The following is a 16,625-nucleotide window of genomic DNA, read 5'->3' on the forward strand; positions in this document are numbered from 1 at the left end:
TGCTAAATTTGCACGCAATAAATTTTTAAAGGTTACAATATGTCATCATTTGTTGCAGATAAAATTGTAATGGACGGTCTCACTTACGACGACGTCCTTCTGATCCCTGCTTATTCAGAGGTACTACCAAAACAGGTAGAGTTGAAAACCAAGTTCTCTCGTAACATCGAGTTGAACGTTCCATTCGTTACAGCAGCGATGGACACCGTTACCGAGGCTTCAATGGCGATTGCTATCGCCCGCGAAGGTGGTATTGGTGTCATCCACAAGAACATGACCATCGAGGAGCAAGCTCGTCAGGTGGCTATCGTGAAGCGTGCTGAGAATGGTATGATTTATGACCCTGTCACCATCCGTCGTGGCAGTACAGTGAAGGATGCGCTGGATATGATGCACGACTATCATATCGGTGGTATTCCAGTGGTGGATGACGAGAATCATCTCGTTGGTATCGTGACCAACCGTGACCTTCGTTTCGAGCGTCACATGGACAAGAAGATTGATGAGGTAATGACCAGCGAGAACCTGGTTACCACTCACATCCAGACCGACTTGGTTGCCGCAGCTTCCATCTTACAGGAGAACAAGATTGAGAAGCTCCCTGTAGTTGATAATGAGAATCGCTTGGTAGGTTTGATCACTTACAAGGACATCACCAAGGCTAAGGACAAGCCAATGGCTTGCAAGGATGCCAAGGGTCGCCTTCGCGTGGCTGCCGGTGTTGGTGTTACAGTTGATACCTTGGACCGTGCCAAGGCTCTGGTTGAGGCTGGTGCTGATGCCATCGTTATTGATACTGCTCATGGTCACTCTAAGGGTGTTGTTGAGAAGCTCAAGCAGGTTAAGGCTGCCTTCCCACAGGTAGATGTAGTAGTAGGTAACGTTGCTACCGGCGAGGCTGCCAAGTATTTGGTAGAGAATGGCGCTGATGGCGTAAAGGTAGGTATCGGCCCTGGTTCTATCTGTACTACCCGTGTCGTTGCCGGTGTAGGTGTGCCTCAGTTGAGTGCTGTTTATGATGTATATTCTGCCTTGAAGGGTACAGGCGTTCCTTTGATTGCCGATGGCGGTTTGCGCTATTCTGGTGACGTAGTGAAGGCTCTGGCTGCTGGTGGTAGCTGCGTAATGATCGGTTCATTGGTAGCTGGTACTGAGGAGAGCCCTGGCGATACTATCATCTTCAACGGCCGTAAGTTCAAGAGCTACCGCGGTATGGGTTCTCTCGAGGCTATGGAGCAGAAGAATGGTTCTAAGGACCGTTACTTCCAGGGTGATACCAAGGATGCCAAGAAGCTTGTACCAGAGGGTATCGCAGGTCGTGTTCCTTACAAGGGAACTGTACAGGAGGTTATCTACCAGTTGATTGGTGGTTTGCGTTCTGGTATGGGTTACTGTGGTGCTGCTACTATCGAGAACTTGCACAACGCTAAGTTTGCCCGCATTACAAATGCCGGCGTATTGGAGAGCCACCCACATGATATCACTATCACCAGTGAGGCTCCTAATTACAGCCGCCCAGAATAATTATTTGAAAAGTAATATGAGATTTTATGCGCTTTTTGCAGCTATGCTCCTTTCGGGGAGCATAGCTTTTGCTCAAAACGATGACCCTACTATCATGACTATCAATGGTCAGCCTGTCAGTCGTTCGGAATTTGAATATTCTTATAACAAAAACAATTCCGAGGGCGTGATTGACAAGAAGACAGTCAATGAGTATGTTGACCTATTTGTTAATTACAAACTTAAGGTTTTGGCGGCATTGGATGCCCATATCGATACAACGGCTTCTTTCAAACAGGAGTTCCTGCAGTATCGTGACCAGCAGGTACGTCCGGCGATGATCAGTTCGGGAGATGTGGAGGCGGAAGCGCAGAAAATTTACGAAGAAACGAAACAACGTGTCAGTAAGTCGGGCGGAATGGTTCATCCTGCCCACATATTGATCCGTTTGGGACAGAAAGCCTCTGCTGCAGACCAGGAGAATGCGCGACAGAAGGCTCAATCTATCTATCAGGCTCTATGCAAAGGGGGCGATTTCGCCGGATATGCCAGAAAGTATTCTGATGACCATGGTTCTGCCGTCAAGGGTGGAGACATCTCCTGGATATCAAGAGGGCAGACGGTGAAGACTTTTGAGGATGCTGCGTTCTCACTCAAGGTGGGAGAAATCAGCAAGCCAATCCTCTCGGAGTTTGGCTATCACATCATCAAGCTGATGGGAAAGCAGGACTTCTATCCTTATGATTCGGTGAAGAACGATATCCTTCGTTTCATCGATGCCAAGGGAATCAGAGAAAGAATCATCAACGAAAAGTTGGATTCCATTGCCAGGACGTTGCCTGCGGGAAGTGACCGTGAAACCGTCTTGGATCAGAAAACTTCAGAATTGTCGGCTCACGACAAGAATCTGAAATATCTTGTGCAGGAGTATCACGACGGATTGCTGCTCTATGAAATCAGCAACCGGATGGTATGGGAGAAAGCGGCGAATGATGAACAGGCACAAGCTGCTTATTTTGCCAAGAACAAGAAGAAATACAGATGGGAGCATCCCCGCTTCAAGGGTATTGCTTACCATACAAAGGATGCTGCCGACGTGGCAGCGGTCAAGAAATGCGTAAAGGGTAAGCCTTTCAGCCAATGGGCAGAGTTGCTTCGAAGGAAGTTTAATGCCGATTCGGTGGTGCGTGTCCAGGTGGAGGAAGGAATCTTCAAAAAGGGAGATCATCCTGTAGTGGATTCACTGGTGTTCAAGACAAGCGCCAAGGTAGAGAAGGTTAAAGGATATCCTTACGATGCTACATTCGGAAAGATTCTCAAGAAGGGACCTAAGGAATACACAGATGTGAAAGCCTGGGTGATAGCCGACTATCAGGACCAGCTGGAGAAGGAATGGGTGGCAACATTAAGAAAGAAATATCAGTTTGTGGTGTACCCTGAGGTATTAGCCACGGTAAACAAACATTAAACATAAAATTCAAGCAGAATACAGATCTATGAAGACTGGATATAAAATGAGTCTGGCGTTTATCGCATTGCTCCTTATCATGGGCATGAGCGCAAGCGCCTCACATATGGGCATGAGTCGCCATGCTTCGGTTGCCGACAGTGATTCGGCAAAGTTGGAAGCGGTGAACGACTCGCAGTCAATCGACCCGGGAAGTATTGTTGACGAGGTGATCTGGGTAGTTGGAGATGAGGCTATCCTCAAGTCTGACGTCGAGGTTACCCGCTTGCAGTCGGAGGCAGATGGCATCAAGTTCGTCGGCGATCCAGACTGTTCTATTCCTGAGCAGATTGCCGTGCAGAAACTTTTCCTGCACCAGGCAGCCATCGACAGTATCGAGGTGTCTGAGTCGGAAGTCATGCAGGGCATCGACGACCAGATCAACTATTGGGTTTCCATGATTGGATCCCGTGAGAAGCTGGAGGAATACCGTAAGCAGAGCATCACCCAGATGCGCCAGCAGATGCATGATGATTTCAAGAACCGCCAGCTCATCCAGAAGATGAAGCAGGAACTGGTGAAGGATATCAAGGTTTCTCCTGCGCAGGTACGTAAGTATTTCAATGACTTGCCTACAGACAGTATTCCATTCGTTCCTACAGAGGTGGAGGTAGAGATTCTTACCATGCAGCCTCGTATTCCTATGGAAGAAATCAGCCGTGTGAAGAACCAGTTGCGTGACTTCACCGACCGTGTGAATAAGGGTGAGACTACTTTCGCTACTTTGGCTCGCTTGTACAGTGAAGACCCGGGTTCTGCCCGAATGGGTGGTGAGATGGATTATATCGGACGTGGTATGTTGGATCCTGCATTTGCCAATGTGGCATTCAACCTGACTGACCCAAAGAAGATTTCCAAGATTGTGGAGTCTGAGTTCGGTTATCACATCATCCAGTTGATTGATAAGCGAGGTGACAAGATTAAGTGCCGTCATATCCTGCTCAAGCCAAAGGTTTCACAGGAGGCTATCGACAAGTCTATCGGTCGTCTGGATTCCATCGGTAATGATATCCGTGCCAAGAAGTTTACCTTCGAGGCAGCCGTAGAGGCATTGTCTGATGACAAGGATACCCGCAACAACAAGGGATTGATGGCAAATACAGCCCAGGCAGACAACCGTACCTCTAAGTTCCAGATGAAGGATCTTCCTACAGAGGTGGCACGTGTGGTAGATACCATGAAGGTAGGCCAGATTTCTGCACCTTTTACCATGGTCAACAGCAAGGGCAAGACTACCTGCGCCCTGATCAAGTTGGTGAGCAGGGTAGAGGGGCATAGAGCTACCATTACTGAAGATTTCCAGGTAATGAAGGATGTCGTCCTTGCCAAGGAAAGAGAAAAAACGTTGCATGACTGGGTGGTTGACAAGATTAAGAAGACCTACGTTCGTATGAACGATCGCTACAAGAATTGCAATTTTGAATATCAAGGTTGGGTTAAATGATCAATAACAAGCAACATAATATTAACAAGAACGGGCATAGAATCTTTTTCATATTGATTCTATGCCTATTTGGGTTTTGTCTGGTGCAGGCTATGCAGGCACCTAGAAAGAAACACAAGAAGCGCCCGGAGGGTGAGAGAGTCTATCTTCTTCACGCCGATGAGTTGCGCTATGATATGTTTGGCAGAAACCCTGATGCCCAGATTGTAAAGGGCAAGGTTTCGTTTATGCACCAGGGAGGTCATCTCACCTGCGACAGTGCCTATTTCTATCAGGGTACCAACTCTGTGAAGGCTTTCGGTCATGTGCATTACCGTCAGGGTGATACCTTGTCGCTTACCTGCGAGAGGGCTGAATATGATGGTATGATGCAGATGATGCATGCCCGCAGAAATGTGGTACTGCACCATCGCAGACAGACCCTGAAGACAGACAGTCTGGATTTTGACCGCCTGTATAACATGGCGAACTTCTTTGACGGAGGTACGCTTATCGACGGTAAGGACCGACTGGTTTCCGACTGGGGAGAATATCATACCGAGACCCGAGAGGCAAAGTTTGTCTTCAATGTGAAGTTGCGCAGTGGTAAGGATGTGGTTACCACCGATACCTTGTATTATGACGTTCCAACCTCTACCGCCCACATGGTGGGACCTTCCAAGATTGTTTCCGGTTCCAGCGTGGTGCATACGGCAGATGGTTATTATGATACCAAGACCGATAAGGCTAAGCTCTTCGGCCGTTCTACCTTGGTGGATAAGGATAAGTCGATTACCGGTGACAGTCTCTACTATGTCAAGAATGGCGAGAGCACGGGTTATGGCAATGTTGTATATGTGGATAAGAAGAATAAGAATTCTCTTACCTGCAACTATCTCCGTTATAATGAGAAGACGGGAATGGGATTCGCTACCAAGCGACCTGTAGCCATCGACTATTCTCAAAAAGATACGTTGTGGATGCATTCAGATACAATGCGCATCTATACCTATCATATCAATACCGATTCGGTATATCGCAAGGTGCATGCCTATCCGCATGTCCGTGCTTTCCGCAACGATATGCAGGCTATCTGCGATTCTCTGGTCTTCAATTCCAAGGATTCCTGTATGACGATGTATAAGGATCCTGTTATCTGGAATGCCAACCGGCAGATGCTCGGTGAGGAAATCAGAGCTTATATGGCAGACTCCACCATCCGCTTTGCCCATGTCATCGGTCAGGCTCTCTCTATCGAACAGATGCCAGACAGCGTACATTATAATCAGATTACTTCTTCCGAGATGAAGTCCTATTTCGAAAAGGGAGAAATGAAGATGACGGAAGCGATCGGCAATGTGCAGACGGTCTATTATATGACCAACGACAAGGACAGTTCCCTGGTGGGACTCAACTATCTGGAGACCGATACCATGCGTATGTATCTGGGAGCAGCCAGAAAGTTGGATAAGATCTGGACCAATAAGTTCACCAGTACCATGTATCCGATTACCCAGGTTCCGCCAGCCAAGTATAAGTTACCTAACTTTGCGTGGTTTGAGGACCTCCGACCAACGGATAAGAATAATATTTTTGTATGGCGTGGCAAGTCGAGTGGCACGGAGTTGAAATCCTTCAAGCGCCATGAGGCACCTTTGCAATCCCTGAAGAAGGAACCTCTCAAGGAGGACAAGGAGAAGGCTGAAGCTGAGACTGCATCTGGGAAAACAGACAAGGAGGCATCCAAGAGTGCATCCAAGACAGCTCCTAAGAAAACTGTTCGTGCAGCTTCCAGAAAAATCTCAAAGGTAGCGCCAAAAGTTACCAAGAAAAACAAACGTAAATAAAAAAAAAAAACGACGATGAGTGATGTCATCCAACTTTTACCAGATTCTGTTGCCAATCAGATAGCAGCAGGAGAAGTGATACAGCGACCAGCTTCTGTCATCAAGGAGCTGGTGGAGAATGCTGTTGATGCCGGCGCCAGGAATATTCAGGTGGTCGTGGTGGATGCGGGTCGCACCAACATCCAGGTCATTGATGATGGCAAGGGAATGTCGGAGACGGATGCCCGCCTTGCCTTTGAGCGCCATTCCACCTCTAAGATCCGTAAGGCAGACGATCTCTTTGCCCTCCGTACGATGGGATTCCGAGGAGAGGCTTTGGCATCTATTGCTGCCGTGGCACAGGTGGAACTCAAGACCCGTCAGGAATCTGACGAGATAGGTACCCTCGTAGCCATATCGGGTTCCCGGTATGAGCGTCAGGAACCTTGTGCCTGTCCTGTGGGAACCAACTTTTCTGTGAGCAATATCTTCTACAATGTTCCTGCCCGCCGTAAATTCCTGAAATCGAATTCTACCGAGCTCAATAACATCCTTACCGCTTTTGAGCGCATTGCCTTGGTGAATCCGCAGATTTCGTTTACTCTGCACAGCAATGGCACAGAAGTGTTCAATCTTCGTGCTGCCAATCTGCGCCAGCGTATCCTGGATGTGTTTGGCAAGAAGTTCAATCATGATCTCTTGCCCGTCAATGTTGAGACAACCATGTGCAAGGTTTCCGGATTTGCCGGCAAACCGGAGGCTGCCCGCAAGAAGGGAGTGCATCAGTTCTTCTTTGTGAACGGCAGATACATGAAGCATCCTTATTTCAACAAGGCGGTGATGGCGGCTTACGACCGCCTGATTCCAGTAGGAGAGCAGGTGCCTTACTTCCTCTATTTCGAGGTGAATCCTAAGGATATCGATGTGAACATCCATCCTACCAAGACCGAAATCAAGTTTGAGAATGAGCAGGCTATCTGGCAGATTCTCTCGGCAGCCGTGAAGGAGAGCATCGGTATGTTTAATGATGTACCGACCATCGACTTCGATACCGAGGACAAGCCGGAAATTCCGATGTTCAATCCGGAAGAGATTCCTTCGGCATCGGCTCCGAAGATCAGCGTCAATCCGGGATATAATCCTTTCAAGACTCGTCCTACTACTACGGCGAAGCCTGTTGGAGCCAGTTTCCCTGGACCTTCCAGTACCAAACCGGAGATAGACCAGAACTGGGAACAGCTTTACGAGGGGTTGAAAGACCAGGATGAACAGCAGCATACGATGGATCTCTTTGATGAACCCGAACAGGCTACTGCTGCAGGTACTACTGCTAACAGTATTATAGCCGAGAAGTCGCCATCCCATTATCAGTATAAAGGCAAGTATATCATGACCGCCGTGAAATCGGGATTGATGATCATCGACCAGCATCGTGCCCATGTGCGTATCCTGTTCGAACAGTATCTCAAGCAGCTTGCCGAGCGCACCTTCCATTCCCAGAAGGTTCTCTTCCCGGAAGTGGTGCAGTTCCCGATGTCGGAGAAGGTAATCTTCGAAAAGATCTTGCCGGAAATGAACGGGATGGGATTTGAATTGGAAGATCTGGGAGGTGGCAGCTATGCCGTCAACTCCGTACCTGCCGGTCTGGAAGGTATGAATCCGGTAAGACTGGTGCAGGATATGGTATCCAGTGCTGTGGAGAAAGGAGTCTCTGCCATGGATGAAATCAACCAAGCCCTGGCTCTTTCGCTTGCCCGTCAAGCAGCGATACCGCACGGACAGGTGTTGAGCAATGAGGAGATGGAAGGATTGGTCAATGGACTTTTCGCCTGTGAGAATGTGAACTATACTCCTGATGGCAAGTCGGTGCTCTGCATCCTTCAGCAGCAGGAAATAGAGCATCTCCTGGGATAGAGGCTTCCATCATCAAGGAATGCTATATATAATATCGAAGATTGCTATATATAATAAGGTGTAGTTAAACTGAAAGTTAAAAATAGAAAGGTATGAAAAAGATATTAGCTTTGCTGGCTTTGGCCAGTGTTTCTATGGGAAGTTTTGCTCAGGACGTGGTTCCTGAAGAAAAATATAGTATTGCCACCAATTCTTTTGGCAGCAATTGGTTCGTGCAGGCTGGTTTGGACTGGAATGCATGGTATTCTGCCGAAGAGAGAGGACACGATCTGTCGAAGAGTCCTTTCAAGAAGTTCCGCAGCAATCCGGGCATCTCCCTGGCTTTCGGCAAGTGGTTTACGCCAGGTATCGGTCTTCGTACCAAGATTCAGGGATTCTGGGGAAAGAAGGTGGATGCCGACTGGAACGAGGATACCAACGAGGGCAATGGCAATAAGTATTGGGTAGCCAATGAGCAGGTGATGTTCAACCTTACCAACCTTTTCAAGGGTTATAAGGAAGAGCGCGTCTGGAACATGATGGCGTTTGCCGGTGCCGGTGTGGGCCGCTCGATGACTCACAACAACTATGCCATGAATTACAGTCTGGGTCTTCATTCGGCATGGAAGGTGGCAGAAAAGGTGCAGCTTTTCGCTGAGGCTGGTTTGAATACCTTCGATCATAACATAGATAATTGTGCAGGAAGTGCCTCCCAGTCTTGGACCCGCCGATGCAAGAATTACTATTTCGAACTAGGTGTTACCTACAATCTGGGCTCTTCCCGTTGGAGAAAGGCTCCGGATATGGATATTGTTGATACGCTTCACCAGTCGGAACTGGATGCCCTGAATGCTGCTTTGGAAGATGCCAATGCAGAAACCGAGCGTTTGAGAGGACTTTTGGAGAAAAAGCAGGCTGGAGAGAAGGAGACAGAGCATGCTACCGACGTAGCTCCTGCAGATTCTGGAGATGCTCCAGCAGATTCTGTAGAATAGTAAGTTTTGGCTAAAATAGCCAAAAGAGTCTATATAAAAGGCATTTTCCACGGGGGAAAATGCCTTTTTTCATGTTTTTTCAACGAAAATGAAAAAAAAGTCGGAAAAAGTTTGGTGGAATCAAATATTTGTAGTACCTTTGCAACCGCTTACGAAAAGTAAGGGCGCTTAGCTCAGCTGGTTTAGAGCATCTGCCTTACAAGCAGAGGGTCGGCGGTTCGAATCCGTCAGCGCCCACCAAGTTAAAAGGTCTTTCAACAATCGTTGAAAGACCTTTTTGTTTTAATTAAAGCTAAATAATTCTCAGTTTTTCTGTTTTTTCGTAGGAATTCATTAACTTTGCACCCTATATTAATAATACGTATTGTTATGAATTTAGATTTATTGACTGCCATATCACCTATAGATGGTCGTTACAGGGGAAAAACAGAGCAACTCGCCAACTATTTTTCAGAGTATGCTCTCATTCGTTATCGTGTTCGCGTAGAGATAGAGTATTTCATTACTTTATGTGAGTTACCATTGCCGCAGCTGGCTTCTTTCGATCAGTCGCTGTTTGAGCGTTTGCGTGACATCTATCGTCATTTCAACGAAAACGATGCTCAGCGTGTGAAAGACATTGAGAAGGTTACCAACCACGATGTGAAAGCTGTTGAGTATTTCATCAAGGAAGAGTTTGACAAGATTGGTGGCTTGGATGCCTACAAGGAGTTTATCCACTTCGGCTTGACATCTCAGGACATCAACAACACCAGTGTGCCTCTTTCAGTGAAGGAAGCTCTGGAGGAGTGCTTCTACCCTCAGGTTGAAGAGCTGATTGCCCAGCTTCAGACTTATGCTGATGAGTGGAAGGATGTACCTATGCTGGCTAAGACTCATGGTCAGCCTGCTTCTCCTACCCGTTTGGGCAAGGAAATCATGGTTTATGTATATCGTCTTACCGAGCAGCTTGATTCTTTGAAGGCTTGCAAGTTTACTGCTAAGTTTGGTGGTGCTACCGGTAACTACAATGCTCATCATGTAGCTTATCCAGAGTATGACTGGAAGGCTTTCGGTAACAAATTCGTCAGCGAGAAGCTGGGCTTGGAGCGTGAGCAATATACTACTCAGATCAGCAACTATGATCATCTGGGTTCCATCTTTGATGCCATCCGCAGAATCAACACCATCATCATCGACTTGGACCGTGACTTCTGGATGTACATCTCTATGGATTACTTCAAGCAGAAGATCAAGGCTGGAGAGGTAGGTTCCAGTGCTATGCCACACAAGGTGAACCCTATCGATTACGAGAACAGTGAGGGTAACCTCGGTATTGCCAATGCCATCCTCCAGTTCCTGGCACAGAAGCTCCCGGTTAGCCGCTTGCAGCGTGACCTTACCGATAGTACCGTACTCCGTAACATCGGTGTGCCTCTCGGTCATAGCGTCATCGCCATCCAGAGCACATTGAAGGGCTTGCGTAAGCTCATCCTCCATGAGGAGAAGTTGCAGGAAGATTTGAATAATACCTGGGCTGTAGTAGCTGAGGCTATCCAGACCATCCTTCGCCGTGAGGCTTATCCACATCCATACGAGGCTTTGAAGGCGCTCACCCGCACCAATACCCATATGACCGAGGAGACCATTCATGAGTTTATCAAGGGATTGAATGTAAGCGATAGCGTGAAGGCCGAATTGATGGCTATCACTCCTAGCAATTACACCGGTATTTAATCAAAAAGCAGTTTCCCTAACGGGCAGCCAAGGATATATCAAGACATATCATATATAACATAATTAATAATAATAGATTTATTAACCCGGCCGTGAGGCTTTTATATTGAATAAATTATGGATTCAGAGTTCGAAAACAAACCACAGAGTCAATCGTCTGAGAGCGAGAACACCCGAGAGGGCTTCAACGCAGGCGGTTATCAGAAGAGTTATCGTAGTGTAGGTCGCACACAGCGTCCACGTATTAACAGTCATCGCCCATCATTCAACAGCGATAGAAGTAGCAGCAGTAGCGAGGGTGGCTTCCGTCCGGAAGGCTTCGGTGCTGGCTTGCAGAGCAGTTCTACCAGCTCTAGCAGCGAGCGTCCACAGCGCAGCTATGGTAGCAGCCGTGGCAGCTATGGTAGCCGTCCACAGCAGGGTGGCTACAACAGCCGTGGTGGCTATAACAGCAACCGTGGTGGCGGTTATGGTCGTCCTCAGCAGGGTGGCTATGGCAGCCGTCCACAGCAGGGTGGCTACAACAGCCGTCCTCGTTTCAATAATAACGCAGAAGGTGACGATCAGCATCCATCAACTGGTGGCTATCAGCCACGTCAGCAGGGTGGTTACAATGGTCGTCCACAGCAGGGTGGCTATGGCAGCCGTCCTCAGCATGGCGGTTACAACAGCCGTCCTCAGCATGGTGGCTACAACAGCAACCGTGGTGGTGGTTATGGCCGTCCTCAGCAGGGTGGTTACAATAGCAACCGTGGTGGCGGCTATGGTCGTCCACAGGGTGGTGGCTATGGCAACAACCGTGGTGGTGGCTTCCGTCAGCACACTCCAGGATACGATCCAAATGCTAAGTATAGCATGAAGAAGCGTATCGAATACAAGGAGGAGAATATCGACCCAACAGAGCCATTGCGCTTGAATAAGTTCCTTGCCAATGCTGGTGTCTGCTCTCGCCGTGAGGCTGATGAGTTCATCCAGGCTGGTCTGGTAACTGTCAATGGTCAGGTAGTTACCGAGTTGGGTACCAAGATTCTTCGCACCGACGAGGTGAAGTTCCATGATGCTGTAGTATCTTTGGAGAAGAAGGTATATGTATTGCTCAACAAGCCAAAGGATTACGTGACAACCAGCGACGATCCTCAGCAGCGCAAGACTGTGATGGACCTCGTAAAGGATGTATGCCCTGAGCGTATCTATCCTGTAGGTCGTCTCGACCGTAACACAACAGGTGTACTCCTGTTGACCAACGATGGTGACCTGGCTTCTAAGCTGACTCACCCTAAGTTCTTGAAGAAGAAGGTATATCACGTACACCTTGACAAGAACCTCACTGCTCACGATATGCAGCAGATCAGCGAGGGTATCACTTTGGAAGATGGCGAGATCAAGGCAGATGCAGTAGCTTATGCTGACGAGCGTGACAAGTCACAGGTAGGTATCGAGATTCACAGCGGTAAGAACCGTATCGTTCGCCGTATCTTCGAGAGCCTCGGCTATCGTGTAACCAAGCTCGACCGTGTACAGTTTGCAGGTTTGACCAAGAAGAATCTCCGTCGCGGTGACTGGCGCTTCCTTACTGAGAAGGAAGTAGATATGCTCCGCATGGGTGCTTTTGAATAAGGATAATAAGATATAATAAGAAAGGAGACTATCTGTTTAGTCTCCTTTTTAACCTATTAATTAACAATGGAAAAAGTAAAAAGAACTAAAGTCGTTGACTTGCTCAAGAGCACAGCCTACGACTCAATCGTGAATGTTAAGGGATGGGTTCGTACCCATCGTAGTAGCAAAGCAGTCGATTTTATCGCTCTTAACGATGGTTCTACTATTAATAATATTCAGATAGTAGTCGACCCATCAAAGGTCGATGAGAATCAGCTCCGCCAGATTACCACTGGTGCCTGCATCAGCGTAGTAGGTACCTTGGTAGAGAGCCAGGGTGCCGGTCAGAGCGTTGAGATTCAGTGCGAAAGCATCGAAATCTACGGTCTTTGCGGCAACGACTATCCAATGCAGAAGAAGGGACAGAGCTTCGAGTACATGCGTCAGTATGCTCACCTCCGTCTCCGTACCAATACCTTTGGTGCTGTGATGCGTATCCGCCACAATATGGCGATGGCTATCCACACCTACTTCCACGAGCATGGATATTTCTACTTCAACACTCCTCTCATCACAGCCAGCGACTGTGAGGGTGCAGGTCAGATGTTCCAGGTTACAACCAAGAACCTCTACAACCTGAAGAAGACAGAGGATGGCAAGATCGATTATTCTGATGATTTCTTCGGTAAGCAGACTTCATTGACTGTTTCTGGTCAGTTGGAGGGTGAGCTGGGTGCTACAGCACTCGGTGCTATCTATACCTTCGGTCCTACCTTCCGTGCAGAGAACAGTAACACTCCTCGCCACCTGGCTGAGTTCTGGATGGTTGAGCCAGAGGTTGCTTTCCTGGATATGGACGGTTTGATGGAGTTGGAGGAAGACTTCATCAAGTATTGTATCCGTTGGGCACTGGAGCACTGCAAGGACGACCTTGCTTTCTTGAACAAGATGATCGACAAGGGCTTGATTGCTCGTTTGGAGGGCGTTTTGAATTCAGACTTCGTTCATCTTCCATATACAGAGGGTATCCGCATCCTGCAGGAGGCTATCGCCAACGGCAAGAAGTTTGAGTTCCCATGTGAGTGGGGTGATGACCTGGCTTCAGAGCACGAGCGCTTCCTCGTAGAGGAGCACTTCAAGCGCCCAGTCATCATGACCAACTATCCAAAGGCTATCAAGGCATTCTATATGAAGATAGACGAGGAGGAGAGCGGCTTCGGCGGCAAGAGCGGTCAGACCGTTCAGGGTACCGACGTACTGTTCCCACAGATTGGTGAGATTATCGGTGGTTCTGTCCGTGAGGAGAGCTATGATAAGCTGATGGGTGAGATTGAGGCTCGCAACATCCCTATGAAGGATATGAACTGGTATCTTGATACCCGTAAGTACGGTTCATGCCCACACGCAGGTTTCGGTCTCGGTTTCGAGCGTCTGATCCTCTTCGTAACCGGTATGCAGAACATCCGTGACGTGATTCCATTCCCACGTACACCAAAGAATGCAGAGTTCTAATCTTCGTTGATATCAACGAAAACAGAATATAGGATAAGCGAGGCTTCTTTTTCGGAGGTCTCGCTTTTATTTTGTCAGCCAGGCGCTTATTTTACCGACTAAGCTCTGGGTTTTGCTTATTTTTACATCTTTTCTTCCTCATTCTCATTATTTTATTGTACCTTTGCACCTAAAAATATAAAATCGTAAGAAAATGGGAAAGATTATATTGACGGGCGACCGTCCAACAGGTAAACTTCACCTGGGTCACTACATCGGTTCCTTGCAGCGCCGAGTACAGCTTCAGAATGCTGGTGACTTTGACAGAATGTTCGTATTCATGGCAGACGTTCAGGCTTTGACAGATAACGCTGACAATCCTGAGAAGATTCGCCAGAACATTACAGAGGTAGCACTCGATTATCTTTCTGCGGGTCTCGATCCACAGAAGTGTACACTCTATATCCAGAGTATGATTCCGGAGTTGGCTGAGTTGACTACCTACCTGATGAACCTCATCTCTGTATCTCGTGTTCAGCGTAACCCAACCGTGAAGACTGAGATCAAGATGCGTAACTTCGAGGCAAACATTCCTCTCGGTTTCTTCTGCTATCCTGTGAGTCAGGCTGCCGATATCACCGCTTTCAAGGCTACAACCGTGCCTGCCGGTGAGGACCAGGAGCCAATGTTGGAGGTAACCCGTGAGTTGGTTCGCCGCTTCAACCAGACTTATGCGCCTGTATTGGTAGAGCCAGAGATCCTGCTTCCAGAGATTGCCTGCTGCCGTCGTCTTCCTGGAACCGATGGCAAGGAGAAGATGAGCAAGAGTCTCGGCAACTGCATCTATATGAGCGATGACGAGAAGACTGTCTGGAAGAAGGTGAAGAAGATGTCTAACGGTGAGCCACGCATGAGCATGGAAGAGCCAGGACATCTGGAGGGCAATGCCGTGTTCACTTATCTGGAGGCATTCTCTACTCCTGAGGACTTCGCAGAGTTCTGGCCAGAGTTCAAGACTTTGGACGAGTTGAAGGAGCAGTATGTGAAGGGTGGTATCGGTGATGGCACCTGCAAGAAGTTCCTGAACAGCGTCATCAACAAGATGCTCGACCCAATCCGTGCCCGCCGTCAAGAGTTTGAGCAGGATATTCCTGAGGTATTCAATATCCTGAAGAAGGGTAGCGAGGATGCCCGCGAGTTTGCTGCCCAGACCATGGACGAGGTTCGCAAGGCGATGCGCATCGACTACTTCAGCGATGCTGCCTATATTGAGGAGCAGGCTGCGAAGTATAGAATTTAATACTTGTCACTTAAACACTGGAATAAGTGAATAAACGAATATTGCAATTAGCGGTACCGTCGATAATATCCAATATCACGGTACCGCTTTTGGGTTTGGTAGATGTCGCCATCGTCGGGCATATCGGCGATGCAGCGTATATCGGAGCCATCGCCGTGGGCTCGATGCTCTTCAATGTCATCTACTGGCTGTTCGGCTTTCTGAGGATGGGAACCAGCGGAATGACTTCGCAGGCTTTGGGCAGGAGGGATTTTGCCGAGGTGGTGAGACTCCTGATTCGCTCCCTGGGCATTGGCGTGGGGATAGGACTGCTGTTCTTTATCCTTCAGAGATGGATTATCGGATGCGGATTGTGGGCGATGTCGCCAGAGGCGGATGTCGTAGAACTGGCTCGCAGATACTGCTATGTCTGCATCTGGGGAGCTCCCGCCGTGCTCGGACTCTATGGATTCACGGGCTGGTATATCGGTATGCAGAACACGCGCATTCCGATGGTGGTATCGCTCTCTCAGAATGTGGTGAACATCGTAGCCTCTCTGGTGCTCGTCTTCGTCTGCAGGATGACGGTAGAAGGTGTTGCACTCGGAACGGTCATCGCCCAATGGTGGGGATTCCTGATGGCATGCGTGCTCTATCGGTTCTACTATCGCCGGCTGGGCAAGTATGATTATCGCCAGCATCTCTTTGCCTCAGAACCGCTGAAGCGGTTTTTCTCCTTGAACAGAGACATCTTTCTCCGTACCGTATGTCTGGTGGCTGTAAACCTCTTCTTTACGGCAGCCGGTTCCAGAGAGAGTACGCTGGTGCTGGCAGTGAATACCCTGCTGATGACGCTCTTCACCATCTTCTCTTATTTCATGGATGGTTTTGCGTATGCGGCAGAGGCTTTGAGCGGCAAGTATTATGGAGCCGGGAATAGGGAGGCGTTCCGGGAAGTGGTGAAGCGTACGATGGGCTTCGGTATCGTGGTGGCGATTCTTTTCACCTTATTATATATAGTGGGTGGAGAAAACTTTCTCTCTTTGCTGACCAGCGACAGGCAGGTGGTGGCGGCAGCGGGAGCGTATCTGGAATGGGCGGTGCTTATTCCGCTGGCAGGTATGTCGGCATTTGTCTTCGATGGCATCTTTGTGGGCATCACCCAGTCGAAGTCTATGCTTTGTTCCACCGCTGTAGCTTCTGCTTCATTCTTCGGAATGTATTTCGCCCTTCATCCTTTGTTGGGCAATCACGCCCTGTGGCTTGCCTTTATTCTCTACCTCGTTTTGAGGGGTATCGTATTATTCGTCATTTACCGTAGAAAACTGCGGTAAATGGCGAATTGTGTTTTAATAGAATATAATAATAGAAATAACGCACATTCTTCTCGAAA

11 protein-coding genes and 1 tRNA gene are annotated in these 16,625 nt (G+C 48.3%); all 12 read left to right on the forward strand.

Annotation, left to right across the window (positions count from 1 at the left end; genetic code table 11):
- Positions 1-39 precede the first annotated feature (39 nt).
- Positions 40-1,524 carry an IMP dehydrogenase gene (guaB, locus tag DXD25_RS06420; protein WP_117662332.1) on the forward strand — a complete coding sequence of 495 codons (1,485 nt, stop codon included), beginning with the start codon at positions 40-42 and terminating at the stop codon, positions 1,522-1,524.
- A 16-nt stretch (positions 1,525-1,540) separates the two neighbouring features.
- The gene (locus DXD25_RS06425) at positions 1,541-2,971 is read left to right on the forward strand and encodes a peptidylprolyl isomerase (RefSeq protein WP_117662334.1); all 1,431 of its coding nucleotides are present in this window, start codon (positions 1,541-1,543) and stop codon (positions 2,969-2,971) included.
- Positions 2,972-2,999: 28 nt separating this feature from the next.
- Positions 3,000-4,454 (forward strand): peptidylprolyl isomerase, encoded by a 1,455-nt coding sequence (locus tag DXD25_RS06430; RefSeq protein WP_117662336.1) that lies wholly within the window; start codon positions 3,000-3,002, stop codon positions 4,452-4,454.
- Positions 4,451-6,280, forward strand: a complete 1,830-nt coding sequence (locus DXD25_RS06435) for an OstA-like protein (RefSeq protein WP_117662338.1) — start codon at positions 4,451-4,453, stop codon at positions 6,278-6,280. The genes DXD25_RS06430 and DXD25_RS06435 overlap by 4 nt, the downstream gene beginning before the upstream one ends.
- Before the next feature lie 15 nt (positions 6,281-6,295).
- Complete coding sequence (gene mutL / locus DXD25_RS06440; protein ID WP_117662340.1) at positions 6,296-8,173, forward strand: DNA mismatch repair endonuclease MutL; 1,878 nt, start codon at positions 6,296-6,298, stop codon at positions 8,171-8,173.
- A 92-nt stretch (positions 8,174-8,265) separates the two neighbouring features.
- Positions 8,266-9,147, forward strand: a complete 882-nt coding sequence (locus DXD25_RS06445; protein ID WP_117662342.1) for an OmpA family protein — start codon at positions 8,266-8,268, stop codon at positions 9,145-9,147.
- A 162-nt stretch (positions 9,148-9,309) separates the two neighbouring features.
- Positions 9,310-9,387 (forward strand) — tRNA-Val (locus DXD25_RS06450).
- A gap of 129 nt (positions 9,388-9,516) precedes the next feature.
- The gene (gene purB / locus DXD25_RS06455; RefSeq protein WP_117662344.1) at positions 9,517-10,863 is read left to right on the forward strand and encodes an adenylosuccinate lyase; all 1,347 of its coding nucleotides are present in this window, start codon (positions 9,517-9,519) and stop codon (positions 10,861-10,863) included.
- A 117-nt stretch (positions 10,864-10,980) separates the two neighbouring features.
- Positions 10,981-12,480 (forward strand): pseudouridine synthase, encoded by a 1,500-nt coding sequence (locus DXD25_RS06460; protein ID WP_117662347.1) that lies wholly within the window; start codon positions 10,981-10,983, stop codon positions 12,478-12,480.
- Positions 12,481-12,546: 66 nt separating this feature from the next.
- Complete coding sequence (gene asnS / locus DXD25_RS06465; protein WP_117662349.1) at positions 12,547-13,974, forward strand: asparagine--tRNA ligase; 1,428 nt, start codon at positions 12,547-12,549, stop codon at positions 13,972-13,974.
- Positions 13,975-14,167: 193 nt separating this feature from the next.
- Positions 14,168-15,253, forward strand: coding sequence for a tryptophan--tRNA ligase (gene trpS, locus DXD25_RS06470; protein ID WP_117662351.1), 1,086 nt, complete (start codon positions 14,168-14,170; stop codon positions 15,251-15,253).
- A 26-nt stretch (positions 15,254-15,279) separates the two neighbouring features.
- Positions 15,280-16,566 carry an MATE family efflux transporter gene (locus DXD25_RS06475; protein ID WP_117662353.1) on the forward strand — a complete coding sequence of 429 codons (1,287 nt, stop codon included), beginning with the start codon at positions 15,280-15,282 and terminating at the stop codon, positions 16,564-16,566.
- The last annotated feature ends 59 nt before the right edge of the window (positions 16,567-16,625 follow it).

The sequence above is a fragment of the Prevotella sp. TF12-30 genome (assembly GCF_003436715.1).
Classification (GTDB): domain Bacteria; phylum Bacteroidota; class Bacteroidia; order Bacteroidales; family Bacteroidaceae; genus Prevotella; species Prevotella copri_A.

Coding starts and splice junctions, on each gene's coding strand:
- guaB (WP_117662332.1), top strand. CDS start 40: ATGTCATCATTTGTTGCAGATAAAATTGTAATGGACGGTCTCACTTAC.
- DXD25_RS06425 (WP_117662334.1), top strand. CDS start 1,541: ATGAGATTTTATGCGCTTTTTGCAGCTATGCTCCTTTCGGGGAGCATA.
- DXD25_RS06430 (WP_117662336.1), top strand. CDS start 3,000: ATGAAGACTGGATATAAAATGAGTCTGGCGTTTATCGCATTGCTCCTT.
- DXD25_RS06435 (WP_117662338.1), top strand. CDS start 4,451: ATGATCAATAACAAGCAACATAATATTAACAAGAACGGGCATAGAATC.
- mutL (WP_117662340.1), top strand. CDS start 6,296: ATGAGTGATGTCATCCAACTTTTACCAGATTCTGTTGCCAATCAGATA.
- DXD25_RS06445 (WP_117662342.1), top strand. CDS start 8,266: ATGAAAAAGATATTAGCTTTGCTGGCTTTGGCCAGTGTTTCTATGGGA.
- purB (WP_117662344.1), top strand. CDS start 9,517: ATGAATTTAGATTTATTGACTGCCATATCACCTATAGATGGTCGTTAC.
- DXD25_RS06460 (WP_117662347.1), top strand. CDS start 10,981: ATGGATTCAGAGTTCGAAAACAAACCACAGAGTCAATCGTCTGAGAGC.
- asnS (WP_117662349.1), top strand. CDS start 12,547: ATGGAAAAAGTAAAAAGAACTAAAGTCGTTGACTTGCTCAAGAGCACA.
- trpS (WP_117662351.1), top strand. CDS start 14,168: ATGGGAAAGATTATATTGACGGGCGACCGTCCAACAGGTAAACTTCAC.